Consider the following 16416-nt stretch of genomic DNA (forward strand, 5'->3'; position numbering starts at 1 on the left):
CAATAAATTAATAAACTCATCTCTATTCCATTTTTGAGTTTGACGATGTGGCGAAAAAAAATAAGAAATCATTCTTTACCAAGAGTTTCTAATAACGGCAAATTTATAAAGAGAATTAAAAATATCTGGTGACAAAACTTGATAGTAGTCAAGTAAAGACAAGTGTTTATGTATGTGAGAAAAATTTTTATTTCTTACTTCAAATATTTCTACATCATCTTGCCAAGGGTTAAAGAAAAAAATTTTATCTTCAAAGTAATGCTTTAGAAAATTATGAATTGAATTACCTACTGTTTTAGGAATGTGAATAAATAAAAACTTTTTTTGTATAGAAAGCATTTTTCAAAGTGACGTAGTAAACATTTTTGGTTTGTTCCCTATCCTCGGACTCATCTATCCTACTCCCTAATAACTTAAAACAAAAACAATTAATAATCAACCTTTTCCTTTCTTCTTTTCTCCTCTTTCCTGACAGGATAAAATTTCAGCAAATAAAGCTTCATAACTATTTAAAGCATTTTTAGATCCAAAATTTTCTTCAGCATATTTTCTCCCTTGCTGACCTAGTTCCTCAAGTTTTTTTGGATTTTCATATAACTCTAGAATGGCTTGTGCCAAAGCTGAAAAATCTTCTGGAGTAACCACTATTCCACCACCACTTTCTTTGACAACCCTCATTGCTGTACCTGTATCTGGAACAGAGGCTATTATGGGACGACCACTAGCAAGAATAACAGGAATTTTTGAAGGTAAATTAAAAGCAGTAACAGTCTTTTTCTGTATTACTAAACCAACATCAGCAGCAGATAACATTTCTGGTAATTTTTCTCGTGGTACTAAAGGCAGTAAAAGTATATTATCTGCTTGATAATTATTACAACATTCTTGTAATTGTTGACGCGCTGTTTCTTCTCCTAAGATGACAAAAGAAATCTCTGATTTTTCTTTGAGACTAGCAGCAGCTTTAACTACTGTTTCTAAACCTTGAGTTAAAGCAATATTCCCAGAATAAATCACTACAAACTTATCTTGAAGGTTATGCTCTGCTCGGAAATAATTATTTTTATTGAGAGGTCTAATAAAATTAATATCTACCCAATTAGAAATGCAAACAATACGATCTTTACTAACCCCTTGTTCTACCAACTTAGTAACAAAATCTTCAGTAATAACACTAATTTTATCAGCTTTAAAATAAGCTAATTTTTCCACTGCTTGAGCTAGACTTACTATCCAACTATTTTTGTTCACTAGCCCAACTCTTACCGCAGCTTCAGAAACAATATCCTGAATATTTAAGACCACAGAAGATTTAGAAAATAATCCGTAAAAACTAACTGGTAAAGAAATTAATATAGGAGGAGTAGTAGCAAAAATAATTTCAGGTTTCCAGCCATTAAAAGCTTGCCATAAACTAGAAACAATAAAACTACCATCTAACAATAGCCGAGCTAAAACCCCCGGTTTAGAACCTCTGACATGAATATAACTACGTTGAACTGTCACACCATTTTTGTATTCTGTCAGAAAAAACTTCCCTTTATATCCATCATAAACTTTACGTTCAGGATAATTTGGCATACCAGTCACTACACGAACTTGATGTCCACGTTTAGCAAAACCTTCTGCAAGTTCTGTCATTAGGGGTGCAATACCAATTAGTTCTGGGTTATAGTTGTAGGAATAGATAAGAATACGCATAATTTAACTAATTATTCTTGCTACTCTGGAAAGGTAGTAATACTTTTTTACCCCGACTAAGGCATTCAGAACTCAAAAGTTAAAAGTAATATTTTGTATACTGTAAATTTTGATTTTAAAGTAACTTTCGGTAATTATAGCTAAAGTCAGAAGTCATAATTTTATAAATTTTAGAAATTTTTCGCAGTTTATTATCTATAATTAAAATTTTCACAACTTTTCAGAACTAATTTAGGGTTTCTGTAGTGGACTGACATAGGTAAAATACTACATTAGCTTTTTTATTTTAATCTTTAATTAGATCAATATTCTACTATTTTCCTTAAGCAAAAATTATGACTTTCCACTCTAAGAGAGAGCAAAAATTTCAGAATTATTTAGTTTAAAAATCTACTGTATTTGTAGTGTATACAATTAGTTATAGTTAATTATAAGGCCAAAAATTAACTGTACGCCTTAAGTATTACTTTAGTTAATAACTATACCATAAAGAATGAAAGGTAAATTATAAAAAAAGATAAAAATTTATCTTTCTAATCAAACAAGTTAGTTTTAATTTTTTGATATTCTTTATTCTTAGAATACAGTTACTACCCAGTAGGTTAACATAAAACTAATAAGTTAGTTTCAAGAAATTAAAATTTAAAAAGATAAAAACCACAACAGTAAGTATCTTATAACAGTTTTCATTAAAATAAAATACAGAGATTATAGCTATTAGGCACCTATGCATTTATACAAAAGGCAGAAGTTTTATAGTCATGAAGTGAAAACCAATATAAGTCACTCTAGTAGGCCCCACTACTTTTCTTGAATAGAATTACTACAGTCCTAATAATTAACTTTATATCATACATTAGACTCCAATTCTTTTGGTACTTTAAGTCCAACCTAATAATATCTTCAAAATTTTTCACTTGAGAACGACCATTAACTTGCCATTCTCCTGTCATGCCAGGTTTAACATCTAAACGTTGCCATTGAGGAATTTCATAACGTTCTACTTCATCAGGAGTTGGAGGTCTAGTTCCAACTAAACTCATATCTCCTATTAATACATTCCAAAACTGAGGTAATTCATCCAAACTCTTTCGCCTCAAAAAGCTACCAACTTTAGTAATTCTTGAATCATTTTCATTCTTAAAAATTGCACCTTGAGCTTGATTTTTAATTTGACCCTTAAGTTGCTCTGCATCTTCACACATAGATCGAAATTTCCACATTCGAAAATGCCTTCCCATCCAACCACATCGTATTTGACAAAAAAATATCGGACCAGGACTATCAAACTTAATAGCAATAGCTATTGGTATAAACAAAATACCTGTAATAAGTAATCCTACCAAAGCGCCAACAATATCAATTAAGCGTTTTACCAAAGATTTAATAGAAGAATGAGTAACAGGAAGTTGATTTTCTTCAGGTTTCCAACTACCTTTAATCTCTGTTTGTTTAGTTTGTTCAATAGTAAAAATTTTATCTAATTCAGTTAGGTAAAATATACTCATCACCTGAGAATTAACATTATCAAGAATAAAATCTATATCTTTTTTCCTTGCTATCTTGAGATTTGTCACCAAAGAGCCAACACCACAACTATCCATAAAATTAGTTTGACTAAAATCAATAATAATCTTACTTGTAGTCTTCTCTTGAGAGAAAAGTTCTTGGCAAGTTAGCTTAAATAATTTTGCCTCTGAGACAGTAAAACGAAGAGGCAAATTAATCACAGGAATTTTTTCCCTAAAAGTTACTTCTATATCTCTTTTTGAATATGTTTCTGATATTTTGCTGACCATGAAATTTTGATTCCTATTTTATTTAAGATTATACTATTATTGTTTCTGCAAAAGTTATTTCCTTGAAAATGAAGATTTAAAATTTATTACTTCGGACAAGGAGTTACTATAACCCCACCACCCAGTTTTTTATATTTCTGGCTGAATTTTAATCGCGACACATAAATATGCCGCAGTGCCGATGAGAATGAATCTTATTTGATCATTTTAGTAGCACTTTTTCCTAACAATAATTTGAGAAATCTTGACTTGTACCCCTATTCTATTCACAGCTATTGTCTTCTGTGGAGCATTTAAGTTCTACGGATGACATAAAAATAACGTTTTGATAGTTAAAATAGTTAGGAATTGACCCTATCCTAGATCATAGATTGATTTGCTCAATCTTGTTTTTCCCTAATCCTTTTATATTTAAGTTTTCGTAGGTAATAACTTCAGATTTAGATAATAACTTTCTAGGGCGAGAGAAAGTAGAAATATTTTCTTTTCTCTACTATTTTTTTGATTTTGTCCGGCAACTTTTATCAGAGCATTCAGCTATTTTTACTTCTATTTAATAAGATGATATAAGTCTTTTTTTTGAACGCTTTTAATACCTTTTTATCTTTAAGATAATACTGAGCTTGTCACCAAAAAATCTTTTAACCCTATATCAATTACTATAGTATTTCATACTGTAGGTTTACTATCACACTTAAATCTAGGAAATGATTTATATTCTAAATACCAAGTTACATAATAAACTTAGTTTTAGGATTAATAGTAAGAATTTTTATTTTAAATAACTCTAGTAATGGTCGATGTAAAAGTAGCTTTACCTTAACTATTTTGGGTAAGTTAATCTTTTTTCTTAAAAGCAATATAGCCTAATTATAATATAAGTAAAATTAGGATAAAACTACTTTACCTTAAACCTTAGTTTACCTAGATTTTATTAATTTTAATCTACATTAAACTACCCATCAAAGGTAAATTTTAACTGCCTAATACAATCTTGTAATACCTGATAATTAATTAATTAATTGATATTCAAGAAATTTATCTTTCCCATTGACAAAATCCTATTTCTAATAGTACTCTTTATAAGAGTAATAATTTAAGCTATCTTTAAGTTGGGGAACTTGTATTATTAATTGGCAAGGGTTCACTAAACAGTCACTTTCTTTCCAACAAGAGGAGTCTTCAGAGCATCTATAGTTGTACTTTTTATACAAAAACTACAGCCACATTTCTATAATTGTGGCTTATGATTTAATTGGCTTTAGCCTGTACTTATAAGCTATCATCTTGATAGCAAGATTAAGTTTATTATTGTTATAGTAACATAAATTTTTAGTATCAAAGTTAAGAATAGTTTTTGTCAGTTATGGGATATCAAGTTTAATTGATTGACCAAAAAATTTAGTGTAAAGCCTCTATTATCAGCGAGGAAATTTTTAGTTGTTTTTTATAAGGTTATAATCTTATTAATTCATTAGTCACAGGGGAGCAGTCCGAGACAAAATATGGAAATATCAGACAACCTTCGGAGGTGGGTATAGTAGTCTGTTAGACATTAAGCTACACCAGAGCTTTATTTGGCAAGAACCTCCCCACGCCTAAAAGTCGGAGAGGATGTCAATTTTTTGATTAACCTAATCATATCTCCATAATAACACCAAAATAACCCATATCAATTTGAGTGGGTTGTTACTCCCGATTAAGTCTAGTTTTGATTAGTTTCCAGCTAACCCACCCAATATCTCTTGTCTAGTTATATATATTTTCAGAACGTGAAGTTTCACGACTTCCTTTTACTCTTGCCTTTGCTTTAGCTGCACTACGTTTGATAGCTTGAAGTCGTGCCTCATATTTTGCCCTCTGCCGTTTTTTGGGAGTTTCTTCGATTAAAGTTTTCAGAGCACTACCTAAGCTTTTATAAGCATTGGGAAGCGAATAACCAAAACGAGTTGCTAGAACGATCGCCTTATCATCTGCTTCTATGGCCTCTTTGAGATTACGCTCTCCATTATTTTTCTGGTATAGTCTATACCCAGATACACCACACAAAGCCAAGGCCAGAACTAAAAGTAGACCATCCTGTACCCATAATTCACCAACAGCACCCCCCAAGCCTATAGCAAGGGCGGCCATTTCCCAACCATCCCTAGGAATTGTATCGTTTTGAATTCTGGCCACTTCATGCCAAAATAATAAGTTACGCTGGTCTAATGCTAATTGTTCCCAACGTGCTAGGTCAATAGATACCTCTACCTGGTCTTTGCCTATTTCCTCACTGCGAATAAGTGAAGGATTAACTTCAAGAGATTTTTCTACCATTACCCAACTTTGTAATTCTGGTGGTAGTAACCCTTTGAGACGCCTAATTTCACTCATTTCTGCTCTGGCAGTAGTAGTAGCATAAGATGTCATAGTTTCTAATAGTCCTATAGATTTTTCAACAGATATCATCTTTTCTTTAAATAGTTTACCCCAAGATTTCGGGCAGTATGTTTTTTAACCTTACTGAAAGAATTAAGTCAAGCCACATACTTACTTTTTGGAGAATAAACTAGAGGTAATTCTAATTGATGACTCAAGTCTTCTTGATAATGGATATTCTTCATATTGAGGAAATCAAGAATAGTTTTAGCAACTCCTTGAGCCGCTAAATACGGTACCCCATTACCAATAGTTTGAAACTTATGGCTGAGAGTCATATTATTTGATAAAGCAAATTTTTTAGGTAAAGACTGGATAGCTAATGTTTTTGCTGTAGAAAGATGACGGACTTTATCTGGATGTAAATTAACTTCATTATTTCTATAACAAGCAGCGGGAAAATAACGCCATCAATGAAGATGTTTATCAGATTTTTGGTGGTCCTGTATATGTAGTGATAAGCCAGTATAAATGATTATTTATTGACATTAATCTTGAAAACATTAAGTTTTTTAGGCTTAATAATTTAAAATTTTTATCTAGGCGATCGCTACATAATAATCAGTTATCAAACTATCAGGAATTAAGCTCAACTATCATGAAAAAAGTATGCTATTATCTATAACAGTAATAAGAAAAAATCTATATAATTCAGATGTCCATTCATAAATTAATCTGTCCTAGTTGTGGCAGTAATCATATTGTCAAAAATGGGACTATTCACAACAAAAAACAAAAATATAAATGTCAAAATTGTCTCTGACAATTTGTCGAAAATAGTCAAAGAGATTATATTAGTAATGAAACCCAAGAACTGATTGATAAATTAAAATAGAGAAAAAATTAGTTTGGCTGGTATAATCTGTGTAATAGGTGTGTCAGAAAAATGGAACCAGAATTACGTCAATAATAAGTATGCTGAGGTTTCAAGCTCTATTAAATGTACTAAAAAAAACCGGTAAACTCACCATTCAATGTGATGAAATGTGGTCATTTGTAGGCAATAAAAATAATCAACAATGGCTGTGGTTAGCGATTGATATAGAAACTCAAGAAATTGTGGGTTTCTACTTAGGGGAAAGAGGAGAAAAAGGGGCAGCATAGATTATAGAATTCTAACCCACGGTGTCTTAAGGCCGTGTGCAGTTTATTATACAAATTTTGGGTCAGCTTACGAGCTTGTTTTTCCTGATTCAAGACATAAATCAGTGGGGAATATTCAGGTTGAACAGCTTATATAGAAAGATTAAATAATACTTTGCGTCAAAGAATTTCTCGGTTGGTCAGAAAGACTTTATCCTTTTCTAAAAAGCTTCGGTCCCATCTAGGAGATATTTGGTATTTCATTAATCATTATAATGAAGCGATCGCTTCACTGTAATTTTATCACTACATATACAGGACCACCAGATTTTTTTATCATCTCCTTCTGCTATTGTCTGAAATTTTATTCGTCTTGATATTGGTTGAAAATAATGTTCTGAATTAGGATGAAAAACAACATTATTTTGCCTAAACTAATATTCAAAGGTCAGTTCTTGAGGTATTCCTTATAGGCAATTTATTTATAAATTTTCTACAAAAGTATTTGTCTGAGGCCAAGGATAATAAAATACTTAATTTTGAGGATACAATACATGCTTGTTCCAGGGAAAAATATGTTCAGGGATGAATTTACTATAGTTAATCTCAAAAGCTTTATCCTTGAGTAAATTAAATCAAAAATTGATTAAAATAATTCTATGTCTATCTTGAGGAACTTCATATTCAATCGCATTAATTAAACGTTCGGTAATTATATATCCGTATCTGTAAAGCTGACGTTTCATTTCATCATAAAATGCCCGATGTTTCCTAGTTGACCATAATCAATCATTGAACATTTTCAAAGACAAAAAAATCTGGTTGTTGCTGACAGATTAATTTAATATAAGCATCTGATAATTTACCATTTTCTCCATTTTTACCCCTGTTTTTTCCTCCCACTGAAAAGTCAGGAGAAGGGGAAGCACCAATAAATCCAATAAAATCAGAATTTATTGCAGTATCTTTGATGAGTTCTTGTAAATTTATTTTTCCATTTTCTCCAATTAAACTAACTAAATAATCTTCTAAATATCCATACTCTAGTTCTGGTACTTCTAATAATTATCGAGTATAACGATAACCTATAATAAAAGGAGAAAATTTTTAATTGACAAAAACAACTTCAAAGCCAGTGTTTTTCAAACCCTAAGTCGAGAAAGCCACAGCTATAAAAAAAAGGAAAATATTGTGATTTTTGGCATCATTTATTATAAACACTTGAAGGATATTAATGTTTTGTTGATTACTTAATCTTGCCTGATAGAGGTAATATTAAGACTATTAAATTTGACTAATAAACTTTTGCCTATATTTCTAGTTAACTAGTCAAATCTATAGCGAATTTAAGGTTTATTAAGTATATTTGAAGTCTGCAATAAAGTTTTCATTCTTATTAATCAAATCTACTAGAACCAAGGTACTAGACTTTACTAGGAATAGGCTGTATGCATGAAATAAAAATTACTCTCTATTTTTCACTTAAACCAAAATTATTGAAGATGAAAAAATATCTCCTCAGATCCAACAAATCTGATAAAATAAGTAAATTCACAAAACTATCACCAACTAAACTATTTTTATTAGAAGTAAATTTTGCCAAAATTATCATAATTTTGGCTCTGACAAAATCTGTGAATAAAATTATAATTTTCTCCAACTAACCCTCATTCTAAAAATTAGTAGAGCCAGTAAAACTTACCCTACTATTTTAGTAACTACAATCTATAACTTAGTCATTTTTCTACTCAATAACCTCTCAATTAAACCTTAGCTTCTTCCTTAACTAACTTATCCCAACCTAAATCTTTCAAAGCATTATTTCGACGCAAAGGACGAGTTACTAATTCCAAGATATCACGAGCATTTGTAAACCCATGAATTTGAGCAAAAGTAAACTCAACTGACCACTTAGTATTAATCCCCCGTGCCTCCAAAGGATTAGCGTGAGCCATACCAGTAATTACCAAATCTGGCTGTAATTCATAAATTCTTTGAATCTGATTATAATTATCAGGTTTCTCAATAATCTTCGGCAAACGTACACCCATTTCCTGACAAGTTTTTTCCAACATTTCCAACTCAGCCTTTTGATATCTTTTATCCATATAAGGAATACCTATTTCTGGGCAAGTCATACCACAACGAATCAAAAAACGAGCCAAGGAAATCTCCAACAAATTATCTCCCATAAAAAAGACAGACTTACCACGAATTAATTGAATATAGTCCTCTAAATTATTCCAAATTTGCTCTTCTCTTTCTACCAAACCTTGAGGTTCAATACCAAAAACAGAGCAAATCTTTTCAATCCAAGCCTTACTTCCATCAGGACCTATGGGGAATGGTGCACCAATTAATTTACACTTCCGACGACGCATTAAAGTAGTAGCAGTACGACTTAAGAAAGGATTAACACCTGCCACATAATATCCCTCTTCAATAACTGGTAATTCTGTGTAATGTTTAGCAGGCAACCAACCAGAAACCTTAATTCCTTGCTTCTTCAATTCTAAAGTTAATTGAGTGACAACTGGGTCTGGCAAAGAACCAAATAAAATCAAAGGTGGATGGTTAACATACTCAGATTTTTCTGCAGCAACTTCCTCCTTTTTTCTGCCAAAACTTAATAGTTTTTGTATGCCATTCTTTGCTTCTTTTTCTACTTCTAAGACTTGTTTCGGACAACGAGCTGCCATTGCTGCTAAAACTGTATCTTCCCCTTGAGTAAAGGCATAATCCAAACCATTAGCACGAGCAACCACAATTGGAATGCCAATTTCTGACTCTAATTTAGGAGCCAAACCTTCCAAATCCATTTTAATAATTTCAGTAGTACAAGTGCCAATCCAGACTATGACACTGGGGTTTCTGTCACGCTTAATTTGTAAACATAAACGTTTCAGTTCATTATAATCATTTAACTTAGCTGAAATATCACCTTCTTCTAACTCAGCCATAGCATAACGAGGTTCAGCAAAAATCATTACTCCCATGGCATTTTGTAGGAAATAACCACAGGTTTTAGTACCTATTACTAAGAAGAAACTATCTTCTATTTTTTGATAAAGCCAAGACACACAACTAATCGGACAAAAAGTATGATAATTACCTGTTTCACACTCAAAAGTTAAAGCTTCAGGTTGAATCGTATTACTCATAAAAAACACTCCTATTTATGAACATTTTTTGGGGTGAATTGATGCTTGCGAATGGTAAAATTTAGCTTTTATGGCACTCTCTAAAAGTTTGAGGCCAGGGATCAAATCCTAGAACCTTAGAGACATAGAACTACAAAAAACTATTAGGACATTGATAAAATTGAAATCCTTTATAATCCAATATGGTTTACTTAAGGATTTTTTTTGAAGTTCTGTAATCTGAAAAACTCATTTCATAGCTCCATGCCATAATAGTTCTGGTATCAGCTAAATCCTATTGCTTTATAGCTAATAGTTTTGACTTGAGCTAATTTATAAGCTGTTTGTGGAGCATTCAGTGACAGAAATACTTAAAGCCATAATAGTTCTGACTCAAGTTAATAACTATGCTATTGGTATAGCATTGACAAATAAGATTTTTGATAATTTTTTGTTTTTTTTAGTAAAATAATCCGTTCGACTAAACTTACCCAAACTTACATGGCTTGTAAATTGTATAAGCTTTGGAGCTACCTTCGGTGTTTCACTCTGATACCACTAGACCTCAGTTTGTCACTTATCTTCGCTTTTCAGGCAACAGAATCCCAAGGAAGCTCAAGCTGCTTATTCAAATAGTTTTTGCTTATTACTCACACTGCTACAATATTGCTATGTATGTGTAATTTTAAATAAGTAAAGTAAGTTTTTATGTAACTGTTAAGTCCCCCCTTTAAATCCACAATGAGAATAAGCTTTGCTTATTCCTTCCTGCCTAATTCCTAAGACTTAACCCAATAACCCTTCAAGATCATCATCATTAGAAGACTTTTTATCTCCTACTAAAGAATCTAGAGCCACCTCATCTAAACTTGATTCTTCTCCATCCAGCTCAAAATCTAAGTCTAAGTCTGTTAGGTCATTAGAAGAAAAATCATCAAATTCATTATCATTTCCTAATTCACTAAGGTCTATATCAGCAATTTCATCTGAAGAATTTTTACCAAATAGATCCAGATCATCACTATCAAGCTCATCTAATCCTGACTCATCAAGTGATTCAGGAATATCTTCTACCATAAAATTCGAGCTATCTTTGCCCTGAGTGAGATCATTAGAACTATTCTCATCGAAATCTTCAAGGTCAATGCCAGTTAAATCATCATCTGTTTCTGAGTCAGAGTCTAGTTCCAGAGCAAAATCATCATCTGTTTCTGAGTCAGAGTCTAGTTCCAGAGCAAAATCATCATCTGGTTCTGAGTCAGAGTCTAGTTCCAGAGCAAAATCATCATCTGGTTCTGAGTCAGAGTCTAGTTCCAGAGCAAAATCATCATCTGGTTCTGAGTCAGAGTCTAGTTCCAGAGCAAAATCATCATCTGGTTCTGAGTCAGGATCTAGTCCCGTATCCAACTTATCTGTTGGTAACTCCATTTCTATGTCTAAACTATTATCTGCTTCTGAGTCAGAATCTAATTCTATAAATGAACTATTATCATTTTCGAGTTCAAAGTCTGAGTCACCTTGGTCGTTATCAGCTAAGTCATCGAAATCTTGATTCAATCCTGCAGCCAATGCTACTCCTCCAGCTACAGCAGCTGCACCAGTAATTGCAGCAGCAGCAGCAGTACCTAAATCATTAGAATCCTCAATTGTATCTGGCATAAGTGGTGAATTTCCCCCTGGTGGCTCCTGATCGTCTTCACCTATTTGATTGATGTTCATAGGTGTTGATTTATCTAGGGAAGAACCTGGTTTTTCGCCTATAGCAATATCAGGGTCAAAATTTAAGCCTAAAACCTCTACTAGACTATCTGCATCGGCCTTAAGTTTAGAGAAAGGGAACATTAATGCTTCTAATTCTGGTTCCAGGGCATTGAGAATTCCCAGGATAAGGTATGACACGGGTCTCCTCCCTCCATCAGGAGTCTGAACTGTATTTTGTTCTGTCATGTGGAGTATTAACCAAGGGCGATTTTTTTTGTAATACTCTAACCATTTTTGCTTTAGGGACGTTGATAATTCTTTAAAGAAAACCATGATTTTTATATTCCTTATCCTGAGAAGAGCTAAATCTATTAAACCATCATCAGGTCAAGCTCTTCATCCTCTGACATAACATGAGATTTACTGGGATTTAAGTAGAAATCAGATAGCAGGGCGAACAAATCACGATCAGGAGATTCGCTAGGTACTACTCCTTCTGGCAGAGCCAAAATTTGGTCCGCGATATTCAGGTAATAATTACAAACGTATTGTAGAGAAGGATCGGTTTCGGCCATCTCAAACAATGTTTTGCCTTTGACACGAGAAACTCGAATATCTTCAATGAGTGGTAGAACTTCTAGCACTGGCATTGGTACAGCTTCTACATATTTATTAATTAAATCCCGTTTAGATGTACGATTACCTATTAGGCCAGCTAAACGTAGGGTATGGGTACGAGCTTTTTCTCGCACAGAGGCAGCGATGCGGTTAGCTGCAAATAGGGCATCAAAGCCATTGTCTGTGACAATCATGCAGTAATCTGAATAGTTGAGTGGAGCAGCAAAACCACCACAAACTACGTCACCCAATACGTCAAATAGGATTACATCGTATTCATCAAAGGCGTTTAATTCTTTTAGTAGCTTTACTGTTTCGCCAACAACATAACCACCACAACCTGCTCCAGCAGGAGGTCCACCTGCTTCTACACAATCTACACCACCATAGCCTTTATAGATGACATCTTCTGGCCAAATATCTTCATAATGGTAGTCCTTTTCTTGTAATGTGTCAATAATTGTGGGAATAAGAAATCCTGTGAGGGTAAATGTACTGTCGTGTTTTGGGTCACAACCGATTTGTAGAACTTTTTTACCACGCTTTGCTAAGGCAACTGAGATATTGCAGCTTGTTGTAGATTTACCGATTCCACCTTTTCCGTATACTGAAAGTTTCACTTTTTTTCTCCTAGTAATTCTCTAATAGGGCTACAAGAATTTTTAATACTAAGCTCAAATTTAGTCCATACTCAGAACTGAGAAGCAATCTCTAACGAAGTTTTAGCATTTGTAAATGTCCATGCCCTATTTGTCTAGTACTATAAGTATATTTTTTGGGCTTGTGTATCAAATTATTGTCTAACTTCAGTGGAAAAGAAAGGGGAGAAATTTTGATAAACTGTTGTAAAAGTAATTATTGAGTTTTAATTCTCTTAAAAATTGATTTTTTTACATTATTAGTAGTAATTAGTCTAAATTTTAGATTGATTAACATTTTTGTTAAATTATTTTATGATAAATAGTTACAAAGTTAAATAAATGTTTATAACAACATATATCTAGAAAAAAATTTAGCCTTAAATCTAAGTTATCAGAGCTTTTGAGACTATAATTGATATCAAGTTTAATTTGATTATTGAATTATTAAGCTTCTAGTAAATTCGATTCTTAAGGATAATAATTGATTGAGGTTAATTTTTATAACAAAAAATTTGATCGGATAAATTAGGGCTATTGCTGATGGGCTTGATATTCTCCCCCGCTATGAGACAGAGTTAAACAACAGAACCTTAGCTCTGATAAAGTTTCAAGTATGGGAATGCCTGAGGGCGACCTACCAAAAATTCTTATGGGTTTTTATTTGTGCTTTGGTTGAAATAAGCTCCTCCAAAACCTGAAGGCTTCACAAGTTCTGCTTGAGGGCGCGCGGAGAGTTTCGAGGCACTTCTTCTTTCCCACAGTATTTATAAGACAAGGCGGGTAAAGAACCAATCTTATTTAAACATGGATTGTTGCCCGATGGATGGAGGAGGCTTTAAGTCCAGTTTTACCTCAGAGTCCTATTGTGCAAGACTACTTTTTAACTTCTGAATTCTGAGTTCTGAGTTTCTTCAGAACGGCCGAACAATTACACTGAAATAAAATCCGGAATCCTGAGCATTATTGCTACGATCATCTAAGTGCACCAAAGGTAAACCATAGTCTAAGCGTAGATCGACTTGTGGCACAAGTTGCCAAATCAAACCTATTCCAGCTCCAGCCAAAAATCTTTGGTTGGGTTTTGAGTCACTATTAGGATTACTACTATCATCCCAAACAGCTCCAATATCTAGAAAAGGAGTAAACTGTATCAATGGCAAACCAGACTCATCTCGATAAACTGTAATTCTGTCCTCAATAGAAAATCTAAAACCATTATCTCCAGACCTGACATTCTGCTGATAGCCTCGTAAGGACAAAGCACCACCAATAATAAATTGTTGATATGGCAATAAACTAGTTGAGGACAATTGCAAATCTCCCTGGACAATCAATAAATGATTACTACTTAATCTTTGTACTCTTTGTACTTGGCCTAGCCAATTCAAGAAATGTCCATCAGGTTGTGAATCCTTCCTGACAGTAGCATCAAATAAACCAGTACCAATATTGAATTGCGATCGCAAAGCCCAAGCACCTTGAGGATCTCGGAGAATATAATCCTGTCCCAATCTAATCACAGTAGTACTATTAATACCATCATTATCAGTGTTATCTGTATCTGCTGTAAAATTAAAAGGTTCATCGTTGAGGAAAGTTTTTGTGCGCTGATAACTCAAACCGAGAGACAAGGCAAATTCTTGTTTCGGTTTTCTCAATATAGGTTGACGGTAACTCAATTCATATACATCTGTTGTGCTACTAATTTCAATATCTTCAAAATCTTGGCCAACTCTATTACTGTTAGGGGCAACTCTTGCCTGCAAAGTACCATTCATGGAGTTAATAGGCAAATTATAAATAAAGTCAAAAACATCTGATTCATCGTCAAATAGCCTAGTAGTGTTATAAGATGCCACAAAAAAATCGCCTCTCCCAGTTAGGTTACGATGTAGTGCAGTCCAACCAGTTCGTTCAGAACCTACGCTGGGATTAGAATAGTTATCAGTATTCATACTCAACTCTAAGGGATTTTTTTCTTTGATACGAACAATAAGAATACTTTCCCCTAGGGTTTCACTAGTTTGCAAACTAGCTTCAATATTTTCAAATAAAGGATTCGCCCGAAGTAACCGTAATTGATTTTCTAGTCTACCGGTGTCCAATGGTTTTCCCGCCCCAAGTTGTATCCGACTTGCTATATAGGAATTGTGTAATCTTTTTGTACCTTCAATTTTGATTTCTCCTAAAATGCCCTCTATAATTTCAATCCTAACTACTCCCTCCCTAATGTTTTGGGGAGGTAGAATTGCTCTTGAGGTAATATAGCCAAGTTCTAGATAGATTTCGGTAATTTTATCTGCTAGTTGCTGAAGTTCTAATAGAGTAGCCTTACGCCCTTCATATGGTTCAACAAGAGTCTTAATTTCTTGTGGGGTAAAAATTGTACTTCCATTTACTAAAACTCTCTGCACGGGAATTTTCTGATTTAGTTGCTTTTGGTCTTGTCGTAGAGGTTGAGGTGGTGGTGTTTTTTTTAGTTCCTTATCTTTGGGAATTTCTGGTATGGTTGGTTGGGGAAGGGGTTGGAGGAAGCGATCGCGATTTGGATCTGGTCGGGGATTTTCTAGTGATTCTGGTGGTCTTGGTGGATTTTGAGTCTTTTGAGTATATTTTGGTTGGCTGGTATTTAAAGTATTAATAATTTCAAAGGAAGTAAGTATTTGCTGACTATTGGGTAAAGTTTGTGTGATGTTTTTTTCTATAGGATAAACTTTTAAATCTGGGATTAATTTTATTTTTTCTATTTTTTTTAATTGAGATATTAAACTTTTGTAATTAACTTTTTTCTGTCCAGATTTGTCAATCAATTGAGAACTTAATGCTGATGTTAATTTATATTTTTTGAATGATGAAATATTTTTTTTGTTAGTGGTTAGTGAAGTTTGATTCAATAATTTATCAACATCAGTAGTTTTGGAGATAGCTTGATTATCCAATAAGGAAATAATTATAAATGTACTAGAAATTAATGTGATAATCTTTAACATGATAATAGTTACTATCTTGGTTTTTTTGATTTGACTTACAAAAAAATAAAATACTTGATCCCTCTTAAGTTTATGGGATAATATTAAGTATACTAAAGAGTACAGTTTTATTTATGAAAAATCAGGTTTGATGAGATAGAAATGTCAGGGACAGTAGAGCATTTAATACTATCCCCATAATCATATATTTTATTTATACCGATACTACCGAATTTAATATGTAGCAGTTCTCATTCTGGCCTTAGTATGACAGACAACATAACCGTGCTATGCTAATTTTAGTATTAACCAATTGTACTCCCGTTGGGGAAATTATTACTGA

9 protein-coding genes and 3 pseudogenes are annotated in these 16416 nt (G+C 33.0%); 1 reads left to right on the forward strand and 11 read right to left on the reverse strand.

Going from position 1 to position 16416, the window contains the following annotated elements:
* Positions 1 to 75: 75 nt before the first annotated feature.
* The 5 genes and pseudogenes from TERY_RS07040 to TERY_RS32620 form a co-directional block, all read right to left on the reverse strand.
* Positions 76 to 339, reverse strand: coding sequence for a hypothetical protein (locus TERY_RS07040; RefSeq protein ID WP_011611181.1), 264 nt, complete (start codon positions 337 to 339; stop codon positions 76 to 78).
* A gap of 96 nt (positions 340 to 435) precedes the next feature.
* Positions 436 to 1701, reverse strand: coding sequence for a WcaI family glycosyltransferase (locus TERY_RS07045; RefSeq protein WP_011611182.1), 1266 nt, complete (start codon positions 1699 to 1701; stop codon positions 436 to 438).
* Positions 1702 to 2489: 788 nt separating this feature from the next.
* Positions 2490 to 3500, reverse strand: a complete 1011-nt coding sequence (locus TERY_RS07050; protein WP_011611183.1) for an exopolysaccharide biosynthesis polyprenyl glycosylphosphotransferase — start codon at positions 3498 to 3500, stop codon at positions 2490 to 2492.
* 1749 nt (positions 3501 to 5249) lie between these two features.
* Entirely contained in the window at positions 5250 to 5912 is a 663-nt protein-coding gene (locus TERY_RS07055) for a DUF3318 domain-containing protein (protein ID WP_044137240.1), read from the reverse strand.
* A gap of 107 nt (positions 5913 to 6019) precedes the next feature.
* Positions 6020 to 6283 (reverse strand): annotated as a pseudogene (locus TERY_RS32620) (DNA cytosine methyltransferase); the annotation flags it as partial.
* A 293-nt stretch (positions 6284 to 6576) separates the two neighbouring features.
* Between TERY_RS32620 and TERY_RS30190 the strand changes: the two are divergent.
* Positions 6577 to 7302: pseudogene (locus tag TERY_RS30190) on the forward strand (IS1 family transposase).
* A gap of 337 nt (positions 7303 to 7639) precedes the next feature.
* Here TERY_RS30190 and TERY_RS32625 read toward each other — a convergent pair.
* From TERY_RS32625 to TERY_RS07090, 6 genes and pseudogenes are all read right to left on the reverse strand, one after another.
* Positions 7640 to 7765: pseudogene (locus tag TERY_RS32625) on the reverse strand (DNA cytosine methyltransferase); the annotation flags it as partial.
* A 28-nt stretch (positions 7766 to 7793) separates the two neighbouring features.
* A complete protein-coding gene (locus TERY_RS27565) occupies positions 7794 to 8012 on the reverse strand; it encodes a DNA cytosine methyltransferase (RefSeq protein ID WP_081432415.1) in 219 nt (72 codons plus the stop codon).
* Positions 8013 to 8767: 755 nt separating this feature from the next.
* Positions 8768 to 10165, reverse strand: coding sequence for a ferredoxin:protochlorophyllide reductase (ATP-dependent) subunit N (locus TERY_RS07075; protein WP_011611187.1), 1398 nt, complete (start codon positions 10163 to 10165; stop codon positions 8768 to 8770).
* Positions 10166 to 10930: 765 nt separating this feature from the next.
* Positions 10931 to 12178, reverse strand: coding sequence for a DUF5331 domain-containing protein (locus tag TERY_RS24970; RefSeq protein ID WP_011611188.1), 1248 nt, complete (start codon positions 12176 to 12178; stop codon positions 10931 to 10933).
* Positions 12179 to 12216: 38 nt separating this feature from the next.
* Complete coding sequence (gene bchL, locus TERY_RS07085; RefSeq protein WP_011611189.1) at positions 12217 to 13083, reverse strand: ferredoxin:protochlorophyllide reductase (ATP-dependent) iron-sulfur ATP-binding protein; 867 nt, start codon at positions 13081 to 13083, stop codon at positions 12217 to 12219.
* Positions 13084 to 14015: 932 nt separating this feature from the next.
* Complete coding sequence (locus TERY_RS07090) at positions 14016 to 16094, reverse strand: ShlB/FhaC/HecB family hemolysin secretion/activation protein (protein WP_011611190.1); 2079 nt, start codon at positions 16092 to 16094, stop codon at positions 14016 to 14018.
* Between the last annotated feature and the right edge of the window lie 322 nt (positions 16095 to 16416).

The organism is Trichodesmium erythraeum IMS101, assembly GCF_000014265.1.
GTDB lineage: Bacteria > Cyanobacteriota > Cyanobacteriia > Cyanobacteriales > Microcoleaceae > Trichodesmium > Trichodesmium erythraeum.